At 70.4% G+C, this 22,950-nt stretch carries 22 protein-coding genes; 11 read left to right on the top strand and 11 right to left on the bottom strand.

What is annotated here, in order from left to right:
• Window positions 1-4: 4 nt before the first annotated feature.
• Entirely contained in the window at window positions 5-1,015 is a 1,011-nt protein-coding gene (locus DY023_RS11970) for an iron chelate uptake ABC transporter family permease subunit (RefSeq protein ID WP_116242567.1), read from the top strand.
• Window positions 1,012-1,773, top strand: coding sequence for an iron ABC transporter ATP-binding protein (locus tag DY023_RS11965; protein WP_116242566.1), 762 nt, complete (start codon window positions 1,012-1,014; stop codon window positions 1,771-1,773). The genes DY023_RS11970 and DY023_RS11965 overlap by 4 nt, the downstream gene beginning before the upstream one ends.
• Here the strand turns inward: DY023_RS11965 and DY023_RS11960 are convergent.
• The 3 genes from DY023_RS11960 to DY023_RS11950 all read right to left on the bottom strand — a co-directional run bounded on the left by DY023_RS11960 (window position 1,770) and on the right by DY023_RS11950 (window position 4,006).
• Window positions 1,770-1,976 carry a hypothetical protein gene (locus DY023_RS11960; protein WP_116242565.1) on the bottom strand — a complete coding sequence of 69 codons (207 nt, stop codon included), beginning with the start codon at window positions 1,974-1,976 and terminating at the stop codon, window positions 1,770-1,772. The genes DY023_RS11965 and DY023_RS11960 overlap by 4 nt on opposite strands.
• Before the next feature lie 10 nt (window positions 1,977-1,986).
• Window positions 1,987-2,937: a DNA-3-methyladenine glycosylase family protein gene (locus DY023_RS11955; protein WP_116242564.1), complete on the bottom strand. Its 951-nt coding sequence runs from the start codon at window positions 2,935-2,937 to the stop codon at window positions 1,987-1,989.
• Window positions 2,938-3,316: 379 nt separating this feature from the next.
• Window positions 3,317-4,006 carry a winged helix-turn-helix domain-containing protein gene (locus tag DY023_RS11950; protein ID WP_116242563.1) on the bottom strand — a complete coding sequence of 230 codons (690 nt, stop codon included), beginning with the start codon at window positions 4,004-4,006 and terminating at the stop codon, window positions 3,317-3,319.
• Between the two features lie 457 nt (window positions 4,007-4,463).
• On the opposite strand from DY023_RS11950, the gene DY023_RS11945 reads away from it, so the two are divergent.
• From DY023_RS11945 to DY023_RS11935, 3 genes are all read left to right on the top strand, one after another.
• Window positions 4,464-4,703: a GNAT family N-acetyltransferase gene (locus tag DY023_RS11945; protein WP_116242646.1), complete on the top strand. Its 240-nt coding sequence runs from the start codon at window positions 4,464-4,466 to the stop codon at window positions 4,701-4,703.
• Window positions 4,704-4,766: 63 nt separating this feature from the next.
• Window positions 4,767-5,921 (top strand): exonuclease SbcCD subunit D, encoded by a 1,155-nt coding sequence (locus tag DY023_RS11940; protein ID WP_116242562.1) that lies wholly within the window; start codon window positions 4,767-4,769, stop codon window positions 5,919-5,921.
• Complete coding sequence (locus tag DY023_RS11935; protein ID WP_116242561.1) at window positions 5,918-9,058, top strand: AAA family ATPase; 3,141 nt, start codon at window positions 5,918-5,920, stop codon at window positions 9,056-9,058. The genes DY023_RS11940 and DY023_RS11935 overlap by 4 nt, the downstream gene beginning before the upstream one ends.
• Here DY023_RS11935 and DY023_RS11930 read toward each other — a convergent pair.
• Complete coding sequence (locus DY023_RS11930) at window positions 9,055-9,612, bottom strand: phosphorylase family protein (RefSeq protein ID WP_116242560.1); 558 nt, start codon at window positions 9,610-9,612, stop codon at window positions 9,055-9,057. The two genes, DY023_RS11935 and DY023_RS11930, sit on opposite strands and share 4 nt — an antisense overlap.
• 58 nt (window positions 9,613-9,670) lie before the next feature.
• Between DY023_RS11930 and nadE the strand changes: the two genes are divergently transcribed.
• The 3 genes from nadE (at window position 9,671) to DY023_RS11915 (ending at window position 14,872) form a co-directional block, all read left to right on the top strand.
• The gene (gene nadE / locus DY023_RS11925) at window positions 9,671-10,483 is read left to right on the top strand and encodes an ammonia-dependent NAD(+) synthetase (RefSeq protein WP_425453463.1); all 813 of its coding nucleotides are present in this window, start codon (window positions 9,671-9,673) and stop codon (window positions 10,481-10,483) included.
• An 86-nt stretch (window positions 10,484-10,569) separates the two neighbouring features.
• On the top strand, window positions 10,570-14,088 hold the full coding sequence (locus DY023_RS11920) for a TM0106 family RecB-like putative nuclease (RefSeq protein ID WP_116242558.1): 3,519 nt from the start codon (window positions 10,570-10,572) through the stop codon (window positions 14,086-14,088).
• A gap of 16 nt (window positions 14,089-14,104) precedes the next feature.
• Window positions 14,105-14,872 carry a GNAT family N-acetyltransferase gene (locus DY023_RS11915; protein WP_116242645.1) on the top strand — a complete coding sequence of 256 codons (768 nt, stop codon included), beginning with the start codon at window positions 14,105-14,107 and terminating at the stop codon, window positions 14,870-14,872.
• 66 nt (window positions 14,873-14,938) lie between these two features.
• Here DY023_RS11915 and DY023_RS11910 read toward each other — a convergent pair whose 3' ends face one another.
• Entirely contained in the window at window positions 14,939-15,460 is a 522-nt protein-coding gene (locus DY023_RS11910) for an NUDIX domain-containing protein (protein WP_116242557.1), read from the bottom strand.
• A gap of 127 nt (window positions 15,461-15,587) precedes the next feature.
• Window positions 15,588-16,220, bottom strand: a complete 633-nt coding sequence (gene upp / locus DY023_RS11905; protein WP_116242556.1) for a uracil phosphoribosyltransferase — start codon at window positions 16,218-16,220, stop codon at window positions 15,588-15,590.
• 55 nt (window positions 16,221-16,275) lie between these two features.
• Here upp and tadA point away from each other — a divergent pair, with 55 nt between their 5' ends.
• Entirely contained in the window at window positions 16,276-16,731 is a 456-nt protein-coding gene (gene tadA, locus DY023_RS11900) for a tRNA adenosine(34) deaminase TadA (RefSeq protein WP_116242644.1), read from the top strand.
• A gap of 14 nt (window positions 16,732-16,745) precedes the next feature.
• Here the strand turns inward: tadA and DY023_RS11895 are convergent, their stop codons facing one another.
• Window positions 16,746-17,717 carry a cation diffusion facilitator family transporter gene (locus DY023_RS11895; RefSeq protein ID WP_116242555.1) on the bottom strand — a complete coding sequence of 324 codons (972 nt, stop codon included), beginning with the start codon at window positions 17,715-17,717 and terminating at the stop codon, window positions 16,746-16,748.
• A 40-nt stretch (window positions 17,718-17,757) separates the two neighbouring features.
• On the opposite strand from DY023_RS11895, the gene proC reads away from it, so the two are divergent.
• Window positions 17,758-18,594 (top strand): pyrroline-5-carboxylate reductase, encoded by an 837-nt coding sequence (proC, locus tag DY023_RS11890; protein ID WP_116242643.1) that lies wholly within the window; start codon window positions 17,758-17,760, stop codon window positions 18,592-18,594.
• A 3-nt stretch (window positions 18,595-18,597) separates the two neighbouring features.
• Here the strand turns inward: proC and DY023_RS11885 are convergent, their stop codons facing one another.
• Entirely contained in the window at window positions 18,598-19,260 is a 663-nt protein-coding gene (locus DY023_RS11885) for a potassium channel family protein (RefSeq protein ID WP_425453462.1), read from the bottom strand.
• Window position 19,261: 1 nt separating this feature from the next.
• The gene (locus tag DY023_RS11880; protein WP_116242553.1) at window positions 19,262-20,692 is read right to left on the bottom strand and encodes a TrkH family potassium uptake protein; all 1,431 of its coding nucleotides are present in this window, start codon (window positions 20,690-20,692) and stop codon (window positions 19,262-19,264) included.
• Window positions 20,693-20,817: 125 nt separating this feature from the next.
• On the opposite strand from DY023_RS11880, the gene DY023_RS11875 reads away from it, so the two are divergent.
• A complete protein-coding gene (locus tag DY023_RS11875) occupies window positions 20,818-21,228 on the top strand; it encodes an ArsR/SmtB family transcription factor (protein WP_116242552.1) in 411 nt (136 codons plus the stop codon).
• A gap of 3 nt (window positions 21,229-21,231) precedes the next feature.
• Here DY023_RS11875 and DY023_RS11870 read toward each other — a convergent pair whose 3' ends face one another.
• Together DY023_RS11870 and DY023_RS11865 are read right to left on the bottom strand one after the other, a co-directional pair.
• On the bottom strand, window positions 21,232-22,032 hold the full coding sequence (locus DY023_RS11870; protein ID WP_116242551.1) for an ABC transporter permease: 801 nt from the start codon (window positions 22,030-22,032) through the stop codon (window positions 21,232-21,234).
• On the bottom strand, window positions 22,029-22,925 hold the full coding sequence (locus DY023_RS11865) for an ATP-binding cassette domain-containing protein (RefSeq protein ID WP_116242550.1): 897 nt from the start codon (window positions 22,923-22,925) through the stop codon (window positions 22,029-22,031). Before DY023_RS11865 ends, DY023_RS11870 begins: the two co-directional genes overlap by 4 nt.
• Window positions 22,926-22,950 lie beyond the last annotated feature (25 nt).

Raw genomic sequence — 22,950 nt, 5'->3', positions numbered from 1 at the left:
ACGGATGCCCGGCACCCGGGCATCCGGCCCGCTGTCGGCCCCCGGCGCTCGGCGACGAATGGTCATCGTGCTCGCCGTGCTCGGCATCCTGTCCCTGCTGTTCTCCTTCGGGCTGCTCGCATACGGCAACCCGATGCCGGTCGGAACCGAGGGCTTCTGGCGCATCGCGCGCCTGCGCGTGATGACCGTGGTCGTGCTGGCGATCGTCGCCGTCGCCCAGGCCACCGCGACCGTCGCCTTCCAGACCGTGACCGCGAACCGCATCATCACGCCGTCGATCATGGGCTTCGACGCGCTCTACGTCGCGGTGCAGACCACGGCCGTCTACGTGCTCGGCGTCGCCGGTGTCACCGCCCTGCGCGGCTCGTGGCAGTTCGTGCTGCAGGTGTCGATCATGGTCGGTCTCGCCGTCGCGCTGTACGGCTGGCTGCTCACCGGACGCTACGCGAACCTCCAGATCATGCTGCTCATCGGCATCGTGATCGGGGGAGGACTCGGCGCCGTGTCGACCTTCATGCAGAGGCTGCTCACGCCGAGCGAGTTCGACGTGTTGAGCGCGCGCCTGTTCGGCAGTGTCGCGAACGCCGACCCGGATACCCTGCCGATCGCGATCCCCCTCGTGGCCGTCGCCGCCGCAGGGCTGTGGGCCTCGTCGCGCCGGCTCAACGTCATGGCGCTCGGCGCGGATGCCGCGACCGCGCTCGGGCTGAATCACCGGCGGATGCTGATGACGGTGCTCGCACTGGTCGCAGTGCTGATCGCGACGTCGACCGCGCTGATCGGGCCGATGGTGTTCCTCGGCTTCCTCGTGGCGACCCTCGCGTACCAGTTCGCCGACACCTACGACCACCGGTTCGTGTTCCCGGTCGCGGTGCTCACCGCGTTCGCCATCCTCACTGGTGCGTACTTCGTGATGCGCAACGTGTTCTCCGCGCAGGGCGTCGTGTCGATCATCATCGAGCTTGTCGGCGGCACCATCTTCCTGATCGTCGTCCTCAGAAAGGGGCGTCTGTGACCGCTCTCGCGATTGCCGGGGTCCGCAAGGACTACTCCGACTCGGTCGGCATCGGCCCGATCGACCTGCGCATCCCGACCGGCGGGATCACCGCGCTGATCGGTCCCAACGGCGCCGGCAAATCGACGCTGCTGACGATGGCCGGCCGACTGCTCGGGATGGATGCCGGCACGATCGAGGTCGCAGGGCTCGACGTGGCCCGCAGCAGGTCGAAGGACCTCGCCAAGGTGGTCTCGGTGCTGCGGCAGGAGAACCATTTCATCACTCGCCTCACCGTGCGGCAGCTGGTCGGGTTCGGGCGGTTCCCGCACTCCCGCGGACGCCTGACCGTCGCCGACGAGGAGGCGATCAGCCGGGCGATCGAGTTCCTCGAGCTCACCGAGCTCGAGACCCGCTACCTCGACGAGCTCTCCGGCGGGCAGCGGCAGCGCGCGTACGTCGCGATGGTGCTCGCACAGGACACCGACGTCGTGCTGCTGGACGAGCCGCTGAACAACCTCGACATGCGGCACGCCGTGCGGATGATGGCGCAGCTGCGTCGCGCCGCCGACGAGCTCGGACGCACCATCGTCATCGTGCTGCACGACATCAACTTCGCCGGGCACTACGCCGATCGCATCTGCGCGATGCGCGACGGGAACGTCGTCGAGTTCGGCACACCCGCCGAGATCATGACCGACGAGGTGCTCACCAGGGTCTTCGACACCCCGGTGCAGGTGATCGAAGGTCCGCACGGACCCCTCGCGGTCTACTACTAGACCTCCTGGCCGTGCGACTCGTCGTTGACGCCCTGGTTGCCGCCGCGCCGGGACTGGACGGCGATCAGCCAGATCAGCGACACGAATATGGCGATCGAGATGCCCAGCCAGACGTTCTGCAGGATGAGCCCGAAGATCACGCCGAGCACGAGCAGCACGACGGTGCCTCCGAGCCAGGTGAAGCGGGAGCGCTTGTTGTCCATGCGCGCAACCCTAGCGCCTGCGGTTGTCCTCGGGAGCGAGTCGAGGGCCGCGGCGGGCCTCGATGACGCCGCTTGCGAGGATGAGCCGCACGACACGCTGTCGCTGGCCCGCCCACGGGGCGAGCAGTTCGAGCATCCCGTCGTCGTCGGTGCGCGAACCGGTGAGCGCGAAGCCGACGTGATGGGCGAGGTGGTAGTCGCCGACGCTCACCGCATCCGGATCGCCGAGCGCCCGCTGGCGGGTCTCGGCCGAGGTCCACGGGCCGACGCCGGGCAGGCTGGTCAGCACCCGGTCGCGGGCAGGACCGTCGGATGCCCGGAGCGCGGCGCGCTCGATGCTGTCACCGCGCTCCGCCGCGCGGACCAGCGTGCGCGAGAGCGGCGGCTGCACACCGGCGCGGTGCCAGGCCCAGGACGGAATGCGCCGCCATCCGGCCGCAGTCGGCGGGACGAACAGCGGTCGCGGCGTGGGTCCGGGGGCGCGCTCGCCGAAGCGGGAGACGAGAAGCCGCCAGGCTCCGTAGGCCTGCAGTCCGGTGACCTTCTGCTCGAGGATCGAGCCCGCGAGCGCCTCGAACACGCGGTCGGTGCGCGTGAGCCGTAGCCCGGGATGACGTCTGGCGGTCGCTTCGATGAGCGGATGCTGCGATGCGTCGAATCCGGTGGAGTCGTCATCCGCCCCGCAGAGTCGGGGCACAGCATCCAGAGCCTCCGCGGCACCCGACCCCCAGGCGGAGGCGTGCACCTCTCCATGCGTCGCGCGCAGCGCGAGGGTGGCGAGCCCGGAATCCGTCCGCAGCGTTAGCCAGATGACGGGACCGTCGACGGCGATCGTCGGATCCTTTCCGCCCCGCCGCAGCACGCCGACCGTGCGCATCAGGTCGAGCGGATGCCCCGGCGAATACACGGTCTGCGACGGTGCGGCGTCGCGTGCAGCATCGGCATCCGCCATCAGGGTCATGCGCTCACTCTACGTCCGGTCCCTGACAGTCCCTGGGCCGGGCATCCGGCATCCGGGAGGTGGCCGCGAGTCCGGCATCCGGTTCGTTCGCGCGGCGCTGTTCTGCCCGCGCTGCGCGTATCTGCGCCGCGTGAGCGGGCAACTGCGGCGTGAGCGTCCGGGTGCGCAGAGAACTGCGGCGCGAGCGAAGTACTGCAGCTCGAGTGGCGGATGGGCTGTTGGTTCCGGTGGTCGGATGCCGGTGGGGCGGCGTCCGCTCGTCAATCCGGTTCGCGCGGCACTGTTCTGCTCGTGCTGCGCGTATGTGCGCCGCATGAGCAGGGAACTGCAGCGCGAGGACGCGGGTGCGCAGAGAACTGCAGTGCGCTCCGAGCGCGGCTCAGAAGCGGTCGGGCGAGGGGGTGCCGTGGCCGTAGCGGATCACGACGTCGGCGTGGCGGTCGAACCGGTAGCCGACTCCGCGCACCGTGCGCACGATGTCCTCGTAGCGGCCGAGCTTGGCGCGCAGCCGGCGCACGTGCACGTCGATGGTGCGCTCGCCGGGGGCGGCCTCCTCGTCGCTGGCCTGCCAGAGCGCGCCGACCAGCTCGGAGCGCTCGATGGTGCGGCCCTCGCGCAGCACCAGGTACTGCAGCAGCTCGAACTCCTTGTAGGTGAACGCGGCGGACTCGCCGTCGATCAGCACGCGCTTGCGCGAGATGTCGACGATGACGCCGAGCTCCTCGTCCTTCTCCTCCTCGACCGCGGCCTTGGAGCGGGCGATCGCACCGGGCTCCTGGAGCGCGAGGCGGACCACGTCGAGGTCGCGGCCGCCGGAACCGTGCGGGGCGAGGGCGACGGTGGCGTGGGTCTCTGCGCCGGGAGCGAGCTCGGCGAGCGTGCGGCGCAGGGCGTCGACGAGCACCGGAAGGCTCACGCCTGCCTCAGCGGCCTTGATCTCGTCGAGGCCGACGTAGAGGGCGAAGCCGCGTGGTGAACGGACGGAGGGCAGATCGGCAGCGGCATCCGCGGGGGAGACGATGCGGACGGGGGCGGTGACGGGACGCTCAAGAAGGGCGGTGTTCGACATGATGATGGATCCTCGGAGGGGATACGAGCCGATGGCTCTGATGCGTTGCAGAAAGACCGGGCGGAGCCGGAAAGACAGGCACACGGGTGGGTGCCCGGGCTCACGCTCCGCAGATCGCGGAAGAGGTGAGCGAAAGGGGGTGGTTGCGCCTTAGCAACACATTCGGCAACACATGCCAACGCGACCGGGCATCATCATCCCGGCAGTCCTGTTCGCCTCCTGGGCGGACAAAGGGCTTGCGTTGGTGGTCATGGGGGGATTATGTCTGATAGTGACCCGCCGTGTCAAAACGTGACATCGAGGCCCTCGAGCGTTGAAACTCAGGCGCAGGGTCGTCGTGGGCCGTGCTGACGGCCCCGGCACCTGATTTCCGACGTAGCGTGGAACCGTGACGATCGACGCGCAGACCCAGGGATTCCAGCTGACGGATGAGAAGGACGTCTCGCGCTACACGCTGATGCATGACGGCGCGCTCGTGAGCGTGCTGGACTATCGCGACGACGGTCGCACCGTGGCGCTGACCAGGGCGTACACGATCCCGACGTTCCGCGGTCATGGCTATGCCGCCGTTGTGACGGAGGGTGCTGTCGCGGACATCGAGTCCCGCGGTGATCGCGTGATCGATCCGGTCTGCTGGTACGTCGCGGACTGGTTCGACGCGCACCCCGAGAAGCAGGGTCTGTTGCGCCGGCGCTAGGCGTTCCGGGCGTGGGCGGCACGCCTCGAGCGCGATGTCGGAGGCCGTCCGTACCTTGGGAGTATGCGAATCCTGCACACCTCCGACTGGCACATCGGGCGCACCTTCCACGGACATGCCACGCTCGACGCGCTCGGTGCCGTGCTCGAGGCGCTGGTCGCCCAGGTGCGCGAGAACGACGTCGACGTCGTGATCGTCGCGGGCGACGTGTTCGATTCGGCCACACCGGCGGCGCCCGCGTACACACTGCTGGATGACGCGCTGGTGGCGCTGCACGAGACAGGTGCGACCGTCATCGTCACGAGCGGCAACCACGACTCCGCGGCCCGGCTCGGATTCCACTCCCGGCTGCTGCGCGACGGCATCCACGTGCTGACCGCCCCCACAGCGATCGCGTCACCCGTGACGGTCGCCGACGAGCACGGCCCGGTGCGGTTCTTCGGCATCCCGTACCTCGAGCCGGCGATCGTGCGGCAGCACTGGCCGGATGCTTCGTTGAAGACCCAGGCTCAGACGATGGCGCACGCGATGGACCTCGTGCGGGAGGGCATCGCGCAGAATCCCGGTCGATCGGTCGCGATCGCGCACTGCTTCGCCGCCGGCGTCGACGCGACCGCAGGGCTCGAGCGCGAGGTGCGCCAGGGCGGCCTCGACGTCGTTCCGCTGGCAGTGTTCGACGGCCCCGACTACGTAGCCCTCGGTCATATCCACGGGCGTCAGCGGCTCAGCGACCGGGTGCGGTACTCGGGCGCGCCGCTGCACTACAGCTTCGGCGAGCAGCACAAGGAGCGCGGCTCCTGGCTGATCGAGCTGGATGCTGAGGGGCTGGCGTCCATCGAGTGGCTGGCGCTGCCGGTGCCGCGGGCGCTGGTCACGCTGACCGGGCCGCTCGACGAGATCCTCTCCGACGAGAACGTCGCCGCGCACGCCGACGACTGGGTGTGCGCGGTCTACACCGATCCGGTGCCGCAGCACGAGCCGATGCGGCGGCTGCGCGAGCGATTCCCGTTCTGCGCACTGGTGCAGCACGCACCGGTCGGTGCCGAGGCCGCCGAGGAGCGATCGTATGCGCAGCGCCTGCACGGGGCGGTCACCGACACCGAGCGCATCGAGGCCTTCCTCGAGCACGTCCGCGCCGGTGAGGGAGCGAGCGAACGCGAGGCGGACCTGATCCGCGAGGTGCTCGATGACCGCGTGCGCGCGGAGGCCCTCGTTTGAGGCTGCATCGCCTGGAGGTCGAGGGTTTCGGCCCGTTCCGGGCACGACAGGTCGTCGACTTCGACGCGTTCGCAGACGACGGCATCTTCCTCATCGGCGGGCGCACGGGTGCCGGCAAGTCGTCGATCCTCGACGCGGTGTGCTTCGGCCTGTACGGCGGCGTGCCGCGGTACGACGGCGGCGAGAAGCGGCTGCGCAGCGACCACAGCGAGCCCGACGAGCCCACCGAGGTCGTCGTCGAGTTCAGCACGGTCGCCGGCCGGTTCCGGGTCACTCGCTCGCCCGAGTATCTCCGCCCGGCGAAGCGCGGCGGTGGGCTCACCAAGCAGACCGCCGCGGTCGCGCTCGAGGAGCGTACGGATGCCGGGTGGGTGGGCCGCGCCGCGCGCGCGGTCGACGTGGCGAACGAACTCTCCGACATCCTGCAGCTCACCCAGGAGCAGTTCCTGCAGGTGATCCTGCTCGCGCAGAACCGGTTCGCCGACTTCCTGCTCTCCGACAGTCGCGACCGGCAGAAGCTGCTGCGCCGGCTGTTCGGGACGGAGCGCTTCGAGGACTATCAGTCACGGTTCGATGAGCGTCGCCGGGCCGCCGAGCAGGCTCTCGTCGCGCGTCGCGCGACGGTGGGCGCGCGCCTGGAGCAGGCCGAGGGCCTCGTCGCCGACGCAGAGCTCGGCGGGGACGACGAGCAACCTGCGGCTGGTGCGGGCTTCGACGAGCGGATCGAGGCGCTGCGTCGCGCGCTCGCCCGCGGGGAATACCGCTCCGAGCGGATGGATGCCGAGCGCGACCAGGCCGAGGGGCGCCTCGTGGCGGCTGATGCCGGTCTCGCCGAACTCAAGGAGCTCCGCCAGGCGCAGACGGAGCGCGATCGGGCACGCGCAGCGCTCGACGCCCTGGAGGCGCAGGCGGCGGAGATCGCCGAGGCGAAGGAGCATCGCGATCGGGCGCGGGCCGCCGAAGGCCTGCGCAGCGTCATCCAGGCCGCGACCCGCGCCGAGAAGGCGCACGGGGTCGCCGCGGAGGCCGAGGCCGGCGCCCGTGCGACCTGGGAGGCCCACGGCATCGCCGTCGCGCCTTCGCCCGAGGGCCACGAGCTCATGAAGCGCGCCGTCGCCCAGGGCGCGTCGAGTGAGCGCGGCGAGACCGACGGGACCGGGGCGCCTGAGGTCGGCCGGGCGCCAGGCGCGTCGAGCGAGCGCGGTGCGACGGAACTCGCCGAGGCCGACCGCGACCCCGAAGCCGCGGCACTCCGCGCCTGGGCAGCAGCCCGCACCGGCGAGATCGGAGCATGGAAGCACGCCGCCGAGCTGGAGCGGCAGGCCGCCGAGCGCACCGCCGCCGTGGCATCCGCCCGTCAGGCCGTCGACGACGCCGCGGAGGCCCTGGCCGCTGTGGAGCGGGAACGGGACGAGCTCCCCGCTCAGCTCGCGGAGCTCACCGCACGCCGTGACACCGCCCGCCGGCAGGCGGATCGCGTCGACGATCTCACCCGGGCGAAGGCCGACGCCGAACGGCGCCGGACCGCGGCTGCCGACGTCGATCGACAGACCGCAGCGCAGGCCGAGGCCGAGCGCGCCGTCGTCAAGGCCAGCGCCGCGCACGCCGAGGCGCAGAGCGCGCTCGCGGCGCTCCGGCGGCGACGACTGGACGGCATCGCGGGCGAGCTGGCGACGGCGCTGGTCCCCGGCGAGGCCTGTGCGGTCTGCGGAGCGACCGAGCATCCCCGCCCCGCTGAGCACGCCGACCCGGTCTCGGCTGACGACATCGACGAAGCCGAGGCATCGCGCGACGCCGCGGCCGGTGCGGAGCGTACGGCGTCCGAGCACGAATCGGCTGTGCGGGCCGCTCTCGCCGCGGTGCGCGAACGTGCCGACGGCCGCACGCCCGAGCAGGCCGCGGCCGAGCTCGAGACCGCGACGAAAGAGCTGGCAGCCGCCCGCGCGGCGGCCGAGCAGGTCGTGCGACTCGATGCCGAGCTGCAGGCGGTCACAGTCCGCCGAGATCAGAACGAGCAGCGCCGTGCCGAGGCCGAACAGCGGCTCTCCGGGGCGCGTGAGCAACTGGCCCTCGCCGAGCAGTCCGCGTACCAGGCGGACGCGATCATCGCGGAGGCGAGGTCGGAGCATGCGTCGGTGGCGGCGCGCATCGCGCTGGTGACCGAACAGACCTCCGACGCGGGTGCTCTCGCCGAGGCGATCGACGTGCGCGCGGCGCGCGCGACCGCGGCATCCGAGGCGCTGGCGGATCGCAGCTCCGCCCTGCAGCACTCGCCGTTCGACGAGTACACCGCCGCCGAGTCGGCCCTGCTCGCGCCCGCCGAGCTCACCGCCCTCGACGACCGGATCACCGCGCACGCCGTCGCGCTCGGCAAGGAGCGTGCGATCCTGCTCGACCTCGAGCTGCGTACGCTGCCGGAGGAGCAGATCGACCTCGCCCCAGCCGAGCGGGCGGCCGCCGACGCCCGTGGCGCCTGGCTGACCGCGGTCGACGCCGCCAACCGCACGCGGGGTACGGTGACGCAGCTGCGCGGGCTGGCCGACACGGCGGCATCCGAGCACGCCGCGGGCGCCGAGCAGCAGGCCGAGTACGACGTGCTGCGCGGCCTCGCCGACACCCTCGCCGGACGCGGCGCGAACACGCACAAGATGAACCTCGAGACGTTCGTGCTCGCCGCCGAGCTCGAGGAGATCGTCGACGCCGCCAACCTTCGACTGCACGACATGTCCGCCGGGCGCTACCACCTGCGGCATTCCGACGCCCTGGCGGCTCGCGGCGCGGCATCCGGTCTGGGCATCGTCGTCTTCGACGCCTTCACCGGACAGACCAGACCTGCGCGCTCACTGTCGGGTGGCGAGACGTTCCTGTCTTCGCTCGCCCTCGCGCTCGGACTCGCCGAGGTCGTCACATCCAGGGCCGGCGGCATCCGCCTCGACACGCTTTTCATCGACGAGGGGTTCGGGTCACTCGACGCCGACTCCCTCGAGATCGCGATGCGCACCCTCGACGAGTTGCGTCAGGGCGGCCGGACCGTCGGCGTGATCAGTCACGTCGAGGCGATGCAGGAGCAGATACCCGCTCAGCTCACCGTGCGGACGCTGCCCGACGGGCCGAGCGTGATCGACGTGCCTGTCTAGAGCGCGTACTCGTCCTTCATGCGCGCCCAGAGCTGCGCGCTGCACGAGGCCACGACCTCGTCCCAGAGCTGCGTCGCGCCGTCCTGTGCACGGTCGGAGACCGCCCTCAGCACGCGGATCGGCACGTCGAACTGCTGCGCGACCCAGATGAACGAGAACGTCTCCATGTCGACGAGCACCCCGCCGAGGGAGCGGATGCGGGCCACGGCGTCGGCGTCGTCGACGAAGATGTCACCGGTTGCGATCGTGTGTCCGTTGCGGCCGGTCTCCACGTGCGAAGGCAGCGAGACGTGCTGCCCGACGACGCCGTCCAGGTCCTGCACGTCGTGCTGGATCGCGGCGCTGACCTCGTAGACGCCCGAGTCCAGGTCGTCGTCGACGGCGCCGGCGGTGCCGACCACGACGATCTCGTCGTACTTCGCGGCGTCGAGCGCGCGGGTCAGGCCGTAGGCCGCCTTGAGCTTGCCCGGGCCGGTGACGAGTCGGTCGAAACCGGGGAGTTCGGCGGGGAATGCCTGCAGCTCTGAGGCGAGGGCGGCGACGAGGAGTTTCACGCATCCATCCTCTCAGGTACAGACTGGGGTACATCGTCGAAGGAGGATGCCAGTGACCATGCAGCAGCAGATCGCCGAGGCGCTCGGAGTCAAGACCGAGATCGACCCGCGCGCCGAGATCGACGCGAGGATCGGCTTCCTCGCCGACTACCTGGCCGCCACCGGGGCCAAGGGGTTCGTGCTCGGCATCTCGGGTGGACAGGACTCGACCCTGGCAGGCCGGCTCGCGCAGCTCGCCGTCGAACGGGTACGCGCCGAGGGCGGCGATGCGTCGTTCCTCGCCGTGCGGCTGCCGTATCGGGTGCAGCACGATGCCGACGACGCCGTGGCGGCGCTCGAGTTCATCGCGGCCGACCGCGTCGTGGAGGTGAACATCCAGAACGGCGTCGACGGCGTCGAGAAGGACATCGAGAACGCGCTCGGCGCGGATATCACCGACTTCAACCGGGGCAACATCAAGGCCCGCATCCGCATGGTGACCCAGTTCGCCCTCGCCGGGCACGACCGGATGCTGGTGATCGGCACCGATCACGCCGCGGAGGCCGTGACCGGCTTCTACACGAAGTTCGGCGACGGAGCGGCCGACCTGCTGCCCTTGTCCGGCCTGAGCAAGAGACAGGGCCGCGCACTGCTGCGCGAGCTCGGCGCACCTGAGCGGCTGTACCTGAAGGTCCCCACAGCGGACCTGCTGGACGGGCAGCCCGGCCGCGCCGATGAGGACGAGCTCGGCCTGACGTACGAGCAGATCGACGACTACCTCGAGCAGCGCCCGGTCTCGGACGACGTCGCGACCCGCATCGAGGGGAAGTACCTGGCGACACGGCACAAGCGGCACCTGCCGGTGACTCCCGACGACACCTGGTGGCGCTGAGCCCGGATCCGGATGCGGTGCACCGAGCTCGTCGCAGTGTCCCACCCTGCCGATAGCCTCGGAACAGGCAGCAGAGAGGGGCATCCGTGCGGGTCATCAGGTCGGAGCAGAACGTCGCGACGAGGGTCGTCTGGAGCGCGAGCGACCTGAAGGCGGCGGCCGAGTGCGAGTTCGCCTGGGCCCGCGCCCTCGACGCCAAGCTCGGCCGGGTTCCCGCTGTCGAAGAGCTCGAAGACGCGACACTGGCCCGTGCCGCGCAGCTCGGAGACGTGCACGAGCGCCGCACGCTCGAACGGTACATCGACGACCTCGGTACCTCTGTGGACGCCGGGCGAGGCGTCGTCGAGCTGCCGAAGGTGTCGTCCACCGACGCCGACGCGCTCGCCACGGTCGTCGCCGAAACCGAGCGGGCACTGCGATCGGACGCATCCGTCGTGTTCCAGGCGGCGTTCGCGACGGACGAGTTCGTCGGCTTCGCCGACTTCCTGCGTCGCGACACAGACCGGCGTTGGCGGGTGCAGGACACCAAGCTCGCGCGCACCGCACGGGTAACCGCGCTCATGCAGCTCGCGGCATACGTCGATCAGCTCGACCGCCTCGGCATCCCGCGTGCCGACGAGGTCGACCTCCTGCTCGGCGACGGCACGACCAGCGTCCACCTCGTCGACGACCTGCTGCCGCTGTTCCATGTGCGGCGCGCGCGGCTGCGCGCGCTCATCGCCGATCGGCGCATCGACGACGGCGCCGCCGGGGCACCGCTCGCCTGGGGAGACGACCGCGGCGACCTGCAGATCACCGCCTGCGGACGCTGCGCGACCTGCGAAGAGCAGGTGCTCGAACATCGCGACCTGCTGATGGTCGCGCGGATGCGCCCCGTGCAGCGCCAACGGCTGCGTGCCGCCGGCATCCGCACGATCGACGATCTCGCGGGCGCATCTGATGCCCCGGACGGCATGAACACCGACACGTTCCAGTCGCTGCGCGCGCAGGCGCGCCTGCAGCTCGGCGTCGTGGACGACCCCACCGGTCCGCCACCGTTCGAGCTGGTGTCCTCGAACGCGATCGGCCTCATGCCGCGCCCCAGCAGGGGCGACATCTTCTTCGACTTCGAGGGCGACCCGCTGTACACCGAGGCGGTTCTCGACGCGGGGGAGAAGCCCGACTGGGGCATCGACTACCTGTTCGGCTGGATCGACAACGCCGAGCAGTACTCCGCGCTGTGGGCGCACACGTTCGCCGACGAGAAGCAGGCGCTGCTCGACTTCCTCGAGTTCGTGAAGCTGCGCCGGCAGACCCACCCCGACATGCACATCTACCACTACGCGCCCTACGAGACCTCGCACCTCTCGGCGATGGCGGCCCGATACGGCGTCGGCGAGGCCGACGTCGACCGGCTGCTGCGCGAGGGCGTGTTCGTCGACCTCTATCCGCTCGTGCTGCGATCGGTGCGCGTCGGGTCGCGCTCCTACTCGATCAAGAAGCTCGAACCGCTGTACATGGGCGCCGAGGTGCGCACCAGCGACGTGCAGAAGGGCGACGACTCGATCGTCAAGTACGTCCAGGCGCGCGAACTGCTCGCCGCCGGGCAGGATGCCGAGGCGCGCGGCATCCTCGACGACCTGGCCGACTACAACCGCTACGACTGCGTGTCGACCCGCCGCCTGCGCGACTGGCTGATCGGCCTCGCGAAGCAGGAAGGCGTGCTGCCCGCGCCGCCCGACGAGCCCGAGACGCGCGCATACGAGCCGTCACCGCTCTCGGTCGCGCTGATGGGCGACGCGGCGGATGCCGCGGAGGAGGCCGACGCCGAGGTCTACCGGGTCGCCGCCGCGGCCATCGACTACCACCCGCGCGAGACGAAGAGCTTCTGGCAGTCGCACTTCCAGCGCCTCCGCGAGCCGGTGTCCATGTGGGAGAGCACCCGCGACGTGCTGCGCATCGACATTGCGCGGAGCACGGTGCGGGAGGACTGGGGCATGGGCGAAAGTGGGCGCTCACTCACCCGACTCGTCGAGCTGCGCGGTGAGGTCGCACCGGGCAGCACTCTCGGCGTCGGCGGGCGGCCGTTCGCGCTGTACCCGATGCCGGCGCCGTTCTTCCTCGAAGCACCTTCACGCGTGATCCAGGTGCCGCACGAGGTCGAGGTCGCGGAGGTGCTCGACGACGGCTACGTGATCCGCGAGCGGGCCGTGCAGGGCGAGACCTGGTCCGCGCTGCCGATCGCGCTCGCTCCGGCGTCGCCCCCCAACGTCGGAAACCAGCAGAGGGCGATCGAGGAGTGGGCGGAGTCGGTGCACCGGACCGCCCCGGCGTTCCCGCACGACGCGGCCACCGACATCCTGCGCAGGGCCGTACCGCGCACGCGCTCCGGCGCCCCGCTGCCCGAGGTGACCGGCGAAGCCGACGACCGCACGATCGAGGCGATCGTCCGCGGCGTCCTCGACCTCGACCGCAGCTACATCGCCGTGCAGGGCCCGCCCGGTACCGGCAAGACCTTCACCGGTTCACAGGTCATCGCCCGCCTCGTGCGCGATCACGGCTTCAAGGTCGGCGTGGTCGCGCAGTCGCACGCGATCGTCGAGACGCTGCTCGAGCGCGTCGTCGCCGACGGAGTCCCGGCGAAGCAGGTGGCGAAGAGCCCGAAGGACGGCGAATCGGATCCCTCGTACACGGTGATCCCCAAGGACGGGATGGCGGCGTTCATCGCCGAGCACCCGGAGGGCTTCGTCGTCGGCGGCACCGCCTGGGACTTCGCCAACACCCGACGCGTCGACCGGGGAGCTCTCGACCTCCTCGTCATCGACGAGGCGGGCCAGTTCTCGCTCGCCTCGACCATCGCCGTCGCAGCAGGCGCGCAGCGTCTGCTGCTGCTCGGCGACCCGCAGCAGCTGCCGCAGGTCAGCCAGGGCACCCACCCCGAACCGGTCGACACCTCCGCACTGGGCTGGGTGATGGCGGGCAGGCAGGTCATCGACCCGGCGCACGGCTACTTCCTCGCGACGTCATGGCGGATGCATCCGGCTGTCGCAGAGCCCGTCTCCCGGCTGGCATACGCCGGTCAGCTCGCCTCGGCACCCGGCACCGAGGGCCGTGTGGTCGACGGTGTAGAGCCCGGCCTGCACGTCGTGCCGGTGAGGCATCGCGGCAACGCCACGCAGTCGTCCGAGGAGGCCCGCGAAGTGGTGCGCATCGTGCGAGATCTGCTCGGCCGCACATACACCGACGGAATGGCGGATGCCGCGCCGCGGCCGCTCCAGCAGGAGGACATCATCGTCGTCGCGCCGTACAACGCGCAGAAGCAGCTCATCCACGAGTCGCTCGTCGCCGCCGGGTTCGAGCGGGTGGCCGTCGGAACGGTCGACAACTTCCAGGGGAAGGAGGCGGTGGTCTCGATCACCTCCCTCGCCGCCTCGAGTGGGCGGGATGCTCCGCGTGGACCCGAGTTCCTGCTGTTGCAGAACCGGCTGAACGTCGCGATCTCGCGTGCGAAGAGCGTCGCCTACCTGGTGCATTCGCCGGCCCTGCTCGACGACCTGCCCTGGACTCCCGAGGGCGTCGCCCGGCTCAGTGCCTTCGCCCGCCTGGTCGGCGCCGATCGAGGTTGACGGGTCGGTGGCCGGAATGCACAGCGAAGACGAGATCCTCCGGGCATCGGCCGCGTGGGCGTGGTTCCCACGCGGGAGTGAGCAGGATGATGCCCACCTGCAGCTGGTCAGGTATCCGGAGCGCTTCGGCGGTGGGGTGCGCGCCTCGCAGGTGCGCTCCTCCGCCGATGCGGCGTCGGTCGTCGACCACGCGATCGAGCGCAGCCGCGAGTGGGGCGCGACCCGGCTGACGTTCTGGACGAACCCCTCCGACGGGCCGGATCTCGAGGACGAATTCATCCGTCGCGGCGCCGTCCATGAAGACACGGTCACGGTGTTCGCGCGGCCGATTCCCGGCGACCCGATCGATGTGCCGGCCGACGCGCAGACCGAGATCGTGCGCACGCTCGACCAGGTGCGCGACGTCGATCTGGTGAACGTTCCCGTGTGGGAGCAGCATCCGCTCGACGAGGCCGGGCTGCGGGAGGAACTCGCCGAGGTCGTCGCGGCGCTCGACGCGGGGGACGGGGGCCGCGTGCTCGCACGCCTCGACGGACGTCCGGTGAGCACTGGCGGATGCACCGTCGCAGGCGGCTTCGTCCGCCTCTGGGGCGCCGCCACTCTGCCCGAGTACCGAGGTCGCGGCGCCTACCGCGCAGTGCTCGCCGAGCGTCTGCGCGTCGGCGCCGATCTCGGTGCCACGACCGCCCTCGTGAAGGGCCGCGTGTCGACCTCGGCGCCGATCCTCGCCCGTGCGGGCTTCACGCAGTACGGCGACGAGCGCAGCTACGTTCTGGCAGTCTGATCCTCCGCACCGAGCAGGGGACATCCGGGCGGGAAAGGTCGGAGGCGTGTAGGCCGGGAACGGCGGTCAGCGGCCGGCGAGCACGGTCCGCAGAGGCGCCCACAGCGCGTCGAGCCGGGCCTCCCACGGCGGCGCCATCAGCCCGCCGCGCCATCGGGCCTCGACCTCGTCGACCGTCAGCCACTCCGCACTGGCGACCTCGACGGGATCCACCTCGACCTCGACATCCGACGCCGCCGGGGCGACGTAGAGGTCGATCAGCGCGTTCTCCTCGGCGAAGCGCCCGACGAACGCCATCGACTCCGCGGACACCGCGATGCCGGTCTCCTCGCGTAGCTCACGCGCCGCTCCCTCGATGCTCGTCTCACCGGCGAGCACGCTGCCGCCGGGGAACTCCCAATCCAGCGGGCAGTCCTTCGTCGCCGAGCGCTGCGTCAGCAGCAGCATCCCGTCGTCGCGGCGCACGCAGACGGTCGCGACGACATGGAATCCGCCAGTCGGCGGCCAGCCGGGCGCACCTCGTTCGAACGTCGCGCCGGTCGGCACGCCGTCCGCGTCGGTGACATCCCACCACTCGGCCGCAGCCATGCATCCTCCTCGCTCGCGAGACCTCGATTTCTGCACGGGACCCCCGTGCCGGACGTGGGTCTCATGCAGAAATCAGAGTCTCGCGCGGATCTCCCGCAGCGCCGGGCCCAGCCGCCGCCGAGTCGCGTCAGACCGTGCCGTACAGGCGGTCGCCCGCGTCGCCGAGGCCGGGCACGATGTAGCCCTTCTCGTTGAGTCGCTCGTCGAGGGCGCCCAGCACCAGGGTCACATCCCGGTCGCCGACGAGCTCCTCGATCGCCGCGACGCCCTCCGGAGTGCCGAGCAGGCAGATCGCGGTCACATCCTTCGCCCCGCGGTCGAACAGGAACTGGATCGCGGCGCCCAGCGAGCCTCCGGTGGCGAGCATCGGGTCGATCGCGAAGCACTGCCGGTCGCTGAGGTCGTCGGGCAGCCGCTCGGCGTAGGTGGTCGGCTCGAACGTCTCCTCGTCGCGCACCATGCCCAGGAAACCGACCTCGGCCGTCGGCAGCAGCTTGACCAGGCCCTCGAGCATGCCGAGACCCGCGCGCAGGATGGGCACCACGATCGGGCGCGGTTCCGAGATCTTCACGCCCATGGTCTTCGTCACCGGGGTCTGGATCTCGACCGGGCTCACGTGCACGTTCCGGGTCGCCTCGTAGGCGAGCAGCGTCACGAGCTCCTCGGTCAGCTGGCGGAACACCGGTGACGGCGTGCGCTCGTCGCGCAGCACCGTGAGCTTGTGGGTGATGAGGGGGTGGTCGGCCACGTGTACGCGCATGGATACAGATTACTTCGCGGATGCCACAGGAAGAATCCGCACTATGGTCGAGACCATGACCGCAGCCGACCAGTCCGCGATGGGCCGTGCTCTCGTGCTCGCCGCCGATGCCGGCGCCGCGGGCGACGTGCCGGTCGGCGCGGTCGTGCTCGACGCCGCGGGCGCGGTCATCGGAGAGGGCCGCAACCTCCGTGAGCAGACCCACGACCCGACGGCGCACGCCGAGGTCGTGGCGCTGCGCGCCGCCGCATCCGCCACCGGCGACTGGAACCTCGAGGACTGCACCCTCGTCGTCACGCTCGAGCCCTGCATCATGTGCGCCGGGGCGATCCTGCAGGCGCGCATCGGCCGTGTCGTGTTCGGAGCCTGGGACGACAAGGCGGGGGCATCCGGGTCGATGTACGACGTGCTGCGCGACCGACGACTGCCGTACCGTGCCGAGGTGATCGGCGGTGTGCAGGCGGATGCCGCCACCGCGCTGCTGCGGGACTTCTTCGAAGCCCGCCGCTGAAGCGGCGCGACCCGTCAGTCCGCCGACTTGAGCACGAAGGCGTCGGTGGAGGGCTCGGGGTCGAGGGCGGGGCGGTAGATGTCCGGCTCGATGTAGATGACGCGGGCGACGGGTACGGCAGCACGGATGCGCTTCTCGATCTCGTCGATGTCGGCGGCGGCCTCGCGCACCGCCTTGTCCTGGGGGAGGGCGATCTTGGCGGCCACCATCAGCTCGTCCGGCCCGAGGTACAGCGTCTTCATGTGGATGAGCTTGTACACCTCGGGGCCGTCGTTGATCGCGTCGACGATGCGGTCGTGGTCGGCGTCGGTGGCGCCCTCGCCGACCAGCAGGCTCTTCGTCTCGATACCCAGGATCAGCGCGATCAGCACGAGCAGCGTGCCGATCATCAGCGTGCCGATCGCGTCGAACACCGAGTTGCCGGTGATCACGGTGAGGCCGACGCCGAGCAGGGCGAAGGTCAGACCGGTCAGCGCGCCGATGTCCTCGAGCAGCACGACCGGCAGCTCAGGGGCCTTCGCACGACGGATGAACGAGAACCAGGACTGGCCCTTCTCGCGCACCTGGTTGCTCTCGCGCACCGCGGTGCGAAGCGAGAACGACTCCAGTCCGATCGAGACCACCAGCACGACGATCGGCAGCCACCACCACACCGGGTCCAGCGCGTGCGGGTGCGTGATCTTCTCGACGCCCTCGTAGATCGCGAACAGGCCGCCGAGCGAGAACAGGATGATCGACACGACGAAGGCGTAGACGTAGCGCTCGCGCCCGTAGCCGAACGGATGCGAGCGATCCGCCGACTTCTTCGCCTTGCGGCCACCGAGCAGGAGGAGCAGCTGGTTGCCGGAGTCGGCGATCGAGTGGATGCCCTCGGCGAGCATCGACGCCGAACCCGAGAGCGCCCAGGCGATGAGCTTCGCGGCGGCGATGCCCATGTTCGCCAGGAACGCCGCGATGATCGCCTTGCTGCCACCGGATGCACTCATGGCACGAGTCTACGGCGAGCAGATGCGGGAGGATGGAGGCATGGCTGAATCGCTCCCCTCCCTCGCATTCCTCGGCGCCGGCTCGATGGGCGGTGCGATCCTGCAGGGGGTCGTCGCCTCCGGCATCCGCACGGAGGGGATCACCGCGACCAACCGCACTGCCGAGAAGGCGGCCGCGCTCGCCGCGCTGCCGGGAGTCACGAGCATCGCGCTCGCGGATCGTCCCGAGGGCAACGCGGATGCCGCGGCATCCGCCCGTATCCTGCTGGTCGGCGTGAAGCCGGCGATGGTGCCGGACCTGCTGCGCGAGATCGCGCCCTCACTGCGGCCCGACGCCATCGTCGTGAGCCTCGCCGCCGGCGTGACCCTCGACACCTTCGCGAGTGTGCTCGGCGCCGAGGCTCACGTGATCCGCTCGATGCCGAACACCCCCGCCACCGTCGGCAAGGCCGTGACCGGGCTCGCCGCGGGCTCCGCGGCGACGGCCGAGGACATGGCGCTCGTGCGCCGCCTGTTCGAGACCGTCGGCGCGGTGATCGAGGTGCCGGAGTCGCAGATCGACGCTCTCTCGACGATCTCGGGTTCCGGCCCCGCCTACGTCTTCCTGCTCGTCGAGGAGCTCACGAAGGCCGCGATCGGCAAGGGCTTCTCCGAGGCGGACGCCCGCCTGATGGCCGAGCAGACCTTCATCGGCGCGACCGCTCTGCTGGACGCGTCCGGTGAGGATCCTGCCGAGCTCCGCCGACGGGTCACGAGCCCGAAGGGCACCACAGAGCGCGCGATCGCCGTGCTGCAGGACGCGCACCTCGACGAGGTGTTCGCGAGCGCGACGGATGCCGCGCTGGCCCGGGCCCGCGAACTCGCCGCCGGGGCCTGAGCGTCAGCGATCGAGGCCGGCGAAGCGCTCGATGTCGCTGTTGGTGCCCGAGACGATGATGAGGTCGTGGTTGGTGACGACGGTGTCGGCCTCCGCATAACGGAACGGCTTGCCGGGGCTCTTCACCCCCACCACGGTGACGCTGTACTTGGTGCGCACACCGGACTCGTTCAGGCGCACGCCGCGGATGAACTTCGGCGGGTACATCTTGGCCAGCACGAAATCGTCGTCGAAGCGGATGAAGTCGAGCATGCGTCCCGAGACCAGGTGCGCGACCCGCTCGCCGGCCTCGCGCTCGGGGTAGATCACGTGGTTCGCGCCGACGCGGGCGAGGATCTTGCCGTGCGACTGCGACACCGCCTTCGCCCAGATCTGCGGGATCTTCAGGTCGACGAGGTTCGCCGTGATCAGCACGGATGCCTCGATCAGCGAGCCGACGGCGACGACAGCCACCTGGAAGTCCTGCGCGCCGATCTGCCGGAGTGCGTCGAGGTTGCGGGCATCCGCCTGCACGGTGTGCGTGACCCGCTCCGACCACTTCTGCACGAGCTCGAGGTCGCCGTCGATCGCCAGCACCTCGCGGTCGAGCCGGTCCAGCTCGCCCGCGCAGGCCGCGCCGAAGCGTCCGAGTCCGATGACGAGCACCGGGGCGTCGCCCCGCACCATCTCAACCAACGATCGGCCTTTCGACGGGCAGCGAGTACAGCTGCGATCGGGATGTCGCGGCGACCGCCGCGGCGAGTGTCACTGTACCAACGCGCCCCATGAAGATGGTCGCCGCGAGGATGTAGGAGCCGGCGTCCGGCAGCGTTGCCGTGACTCCCGAGCTCAGGCCCACCGTGCCGAACGCCGAGATGACGTCGAAGAGCACGTCGATGACGTCGTCGCCGGTGATCTGCGTGATCGCGACGGTGGACACCGCCACGATCGTCGCGCCCCAGGCGACGACGCTGAGCGCCACGCGCTGCACGTCGCTGGGGATGCGGCGGCCGAACACCTGCACCGACTGACGCCCCTTCGCCTCGGACCACACCGCGATCGCGAGCACGGCGAGAGTGGTCACCTTGATGCCGCCCGCGGTCGACGCCGAGCCGCCGCCGACGAACATCAGCATGCAGCCGACCAGCATCGACGATCCGTACAGGTCGTTCATGTCGATGACGTTGAAGCCGCCGGATCTGGTCATGGCGGACAGGAAGAAGGCCTGCACCGTCGTGTCGACGGCATCCATCGACCCGAACGTCTTGGGATTGCTGTGTTCGAGAAGGAGGAAGACTGCGGCGCCGACGAAGAACAGCAGCACCGTGGTGACGATGGTGAGCTTCGCGTGCAGCGACCAGCGCTTGAAGTGCCAGTGGTGCTTGGCGAGCGAGTAGATCACAGGGAAGCCGATGCTGCCGAGGAACACGCCCGCCATCAGCAGGATCAGCACCAGGTAGTCGTCGGCGAACATGGCCACGCCGCCGTCGTTGGGCGCGAATCCGGTGTTCGTGAACGACATGGCCGCGAAGTACGGCGCCTCCCACAGGGCCGAGACGGGATCGACGCCGGCCATCACCAGCGCCGGGTAGAGCAGCACGGCGATGCCGATCTCGATGATGAGGGCCGAGATCGCGACCGTCGTGAGCAGCTGGCCGACCTCGCCCAAGCGCACGGTCTGGCTCTCGTTGACCGCTCCGCCGTGCGCGCGGAGCGGGTTGGTGTCGCCGGCGGCCATCAGCTTGGCGCTCAGACCCAACTTCTTCGAGATCACCATGCCCATGAGAGAGGCCAGGGTCAGCACGCCCAGACCGCCGATGTTCACGCCGACGAAGATCACGACGTGCCCGAAGGGTGACCAGTACGCGCTCATGTCGACGGTCGTGAGGCCGGTGACGCAGATCGTCGAGACGGCGGTGAACAGCGCGTCGCTGAGGGGCGGGATCTTCCCGTCCGCGGTTGCGATCGGCAACGACAGCAGGGCAGTCCAGAGCAGGATCAGCAGGGCGAAGACGACGATCGCGAAGCGCGACGGCGACGAAGTCACGAAGTGGCGCAGCTGGGAACCGAGCGCGCGCAGGGAGATGCGAGAAGCGGATGCCGGCACACTGCTCGACATCGGACCCCTCCTCTCCGTCTGCGACCCGGGCGGCGGCGCCCGCCGGACCTCCGTCATGGTACTCCGTGCGGCGGCGCGGCTCCGGCAGGCTAGGCGACGCACACGCCGCGGGCTACCCTGAACACATGACGGACATCTTCGACGTGATCGCGGACGGCACGAGGCGCGACATCCTCCAGCTCCTGCTGCGCCGTGAGAACGAGGATGACGGCGGCACCAGCGTCACCGAGATCGTCAGCGAACTCGGGGTCAGCCAGCCCACCGTCTCGAAGCACCTGAAGGTGCTGCGCGACGCCGACCTGGTGACGGTCCGCGAAGACGGGCAGCGCCGGTTCTACAGCATCTCAGTGGCCCCGCTCGAGCAGGTCGACGACTGGCTGGTGCCGTTCCTGGTCGACGCGTTCGGCGACCAGGCGCCCGACATCGACCTGATGCCGCTTCCCGACGGGGCCGCGCACGCGGCCGAGGTCGTCGGCCGCGCCGCGGCATCCGCCAAGTACGCGGTGACCAGCGCACTCAAGCGCTTCGGCGCGTAGCGCTCAGGCGCGGCGCCTGCCGAACAGCCAGGCGCCCCAGAGCACGGCGACGGCGGTGATCACGACGCACCAGCCGACCGCCCACACCGGCTGCGTGCCGAGCTCGGTGCCCATCAGCAGTCCGCGGATGGTCTCGATGATGGGCGTGACCGGCTGATATGTGGCGATCCACTGAAGCCAGGACGGCATGGTGTCGATCGGCACGAAGGCGCTGGACAGGTACGGCAGGAACAGCAGGATGAATCCGTACCCGCTGGCCGCCTCCGGGCTGCCGGCCGCGAGTCCGATCGCGGCATAGAGATAGGTGATCGCGAGGATGTAGAGCGCGATCACGGCTGCGGCCGCGACCCAGCCGGCGATGTTCGCCGTCGGCTGGAATCCGAGCAGCAGTGCCACGCCGATGACGACGGCCGTGGCGACGAGGTTGCGCACCAGGCTGGCGACGACGTGCCCGGTCAGCACGGCTCCCGCTCGCAGCGGCATCGTGCGGAACCGGTCAATGATGCCGCTGGTCATGTCGCGCGAGACGTACGTCGCGGTCGTGGCGGCGCCGAAGCCCGCGCAGAGCAGGATGATGCCCGGCACCACGTAGTCGACGTAGTTGCCGTCCGACTGCAGCGCACCGCCGAACACGAAGGTGAACAGCAGCATGAGCGTCACCGGCAGCATGATCGACATGCTCAGCGACTCGCCGTCGCGCAGCGACTGCGTGAGGCTGCGTCGCACGAAGACGCGCTCGGCGGCGAACCCGCGGATGCGGGGACGCGGGGCGGGCAGGGCGAGGGGAGCGGCGGTGGCGGTCATGCGATCTCCTGGGGGATGCGGGCGTCGTCGCGCGGCGCGCCGGTGAGGCTGAGGAAGACGTCGTCCAGGGTCGGCCGGCGCAGGGTGACGGATGCCGCGGCATCCGTGTCGTCGATCTGGTCGAGCACGCGCCGCAGCCCTGCGACGCTGCCGTCGGTGGGGATCTCGCGGAGCACGACGTCGTCGGGACCGTGCAGCACGACGGTGTCGCTGCCGACCAGGGCCTTCAGCTGCGCCGGCGTCCCGGTCTCGACGATCCGTCCGCCGTCCAGGATCGCGACGCGGTCGGCGAGCAGATCCGCCTCCTCGAGGTACTGCGTGGTGAGGAAGACGGTCGTGCCGGCATCCGCGAGCGTGCGGATCACCTCCCACAGGTCGAGCCGGCTGCGTGGATCGACGCCGGTGGTGGGCTCGTCGAGGAAGAGCACCTCGGGCACGACGACGAAGCTGAGGGCCAGGTCGAGGCGACGGCGCATGCCGCCCGAGAAGGTCTTCACGCGCTTGTCCGCGGCATCCGAGAGCGAGAAGCGAGCGAGCAGTTCCGCGGCGCGGTCGCGCGCTGCGCGCGGAGTCAGGCCGGAGAGGCGTCCCAGCATGACGAGGTTCTCGGTGGCCGTCAGCATGTCGTCGACGGCGGCGCTCTGCCCGGTGAGGGCGATGCGCCGGCGCACCTCCACGGGCGCGGATGACACGTCGTGGCCGGCCACGCGCACGGTGCCGGCCGTCGCGGCCAGCAGCGTGGTGAGCACGGAGATGGCGGTGGTCTTGCCGGCCCCGTTGGGGCCGAGGAGGGCGAACACCTCGCCGGGTGCGACCTCGAGGTCGAGGCCGTCGAGCACGGTGTGCGCGCCGAACGAGACCCGAAGGCCCCGCACGTCGATGGCAGGGGACATCTCGGCATCCTTTCTGTATACGGTT

This window comes from Microbacterium bovistercoris (genome assembly GCF_003387575.1).
In the GTDB taxonomy this organism is placed as follows: Bacteria; Actinomycetota; Actinomycetes; order Actinomycetales; family Microbacteriaceae; genus Microbacterium; species Microbacterium bovistercoris.
This window is presented reverse-complemented; position numbering and strand designations above follow the sequence as displayed.

Bases quoted from the DNA above. Each gene is read 5' to 3' on its own strand.
- DY023_RS11955 (WP_116242564.1), bottom strand. From the start codon at position 2,937: ATGACCCTGATGGCGGATGCCGATGCTGCACGCGACGCCGCACCGTCG.
- DY023_RS11880 (WP_116242553.1), bottom strand. From the start codon at position 20,692: ATGTCGAGCAGTGTGCCGGCATCCGCTTCTCGCATCTCCCTGCGCGCG.
- proC (WP_116242643.1), top strand. From the start codon at position 17,758: ATGGCTGAATCGCTCCCCTCCCTCGCATTCCTCGGCGCCGGCTCGATG.
- DY023_RS11940 (WP_116242562.1), top strand. From the start codon at position 4,767: ATGCGAATCCTGCACACCTCCGACTGGCACATCGGGCGCACCTTCCAC.
- DY023_RS11910 (WP_116242557.1), bottom strand. From the start codon at position 15,460: ATGGCTGCGGCCGAGTGGTGGGATGTCACCGACGCGGACGGCGTGCCG.
- tadA (WP_116242644.1), top strand. From the start codon at position 16,276: ATGACCGCAGCCGACCAGTCCGCGATGGGCCGTGCTCTCGTGCTCGCC.
- DY023_RS11895 (WP_116242555.1), bottom strand. From the start codon at position 17,717: ATGAGTGCATCCGGTGGCAGCAAGGCGATCATCGCGGCGTTCCTGGCG.
- DY023_RS11885 (WP_425453462.1), bottom strand. From the start codon at position 19,260: ATGGTGCGGGGCGACGCCCCGGTGCTCGTCATCGGACTCGGACGCTTC.
- DY023_RS11915 (WP_116242645.1), top strand. From the start codon at position 14,105: ATGCACAGCGAAGACGAGATCCTCCGGGCATCGGCCGCGTGGGCGTGG.
- upp (WP_116242556.1), bottom strand. From the start codon at position 16,220: ATGCGCGTACACGTGGCCGACCACCCCCTCATCACCCACAAGCTCACG.
- DY023_RS11950 (WP_116242563.1), bottom strand. From the start codon at position 4,006: ATGTCGAACACCGCCCTTCTTGAGCGTCCCGTCACCGCCCCCGTCCGC.
- DY023_RS11870 (WP_116242551.1), bottom strand. From the start codon at position 22,032: ATGACCGCCACCGCCGCTCCCCTCGCCCTGCCCGCCCCGCGTCCCCGC.
- DY023_RS11875 (WP_116242552.1), top strand. From the start codon at position 20,818: ATGACGGACATCTTCGACGTGATCGCGGACGGCACGAGGCGCGACATC.
- DY023_RS11960 (WP_116242565.1), bottom strand. From the start codon at position 1,976: ATGGACAACAAGCGCTCCCGCTTCACCTGGCTCGGAGGCACCGTCGTG.
- DY023_RS11945 (WP_116242646.1), top strand. From the start codon at position 4,464: ATGCATGACGGCGCGCTCGTGAGCGTGCTGGACTATCGCGACGACGGT.
- DY023_RS11970 (WP_116242567.1), top strand. From the start codon at position 5: ATGCCCGGCACCCGGGCATCCGGCCCGCTGTCGGCCCCCGGCGCTCGG.
- nadE (WP_425453463.1), top strand. From the start codon at position 9,671: ATGCAGCAGCAGATCGCCGAGGCGCTCGGAGTCAAGACCGAGATCGAC.
- DY023_RS11865 (WP_116242550.1), bottom strand. From the start codon at position 22,925: ATGTCCCCTGCCATCGACGTGCGGGGCCTTCGGGTCTCGTTCGGCGCG.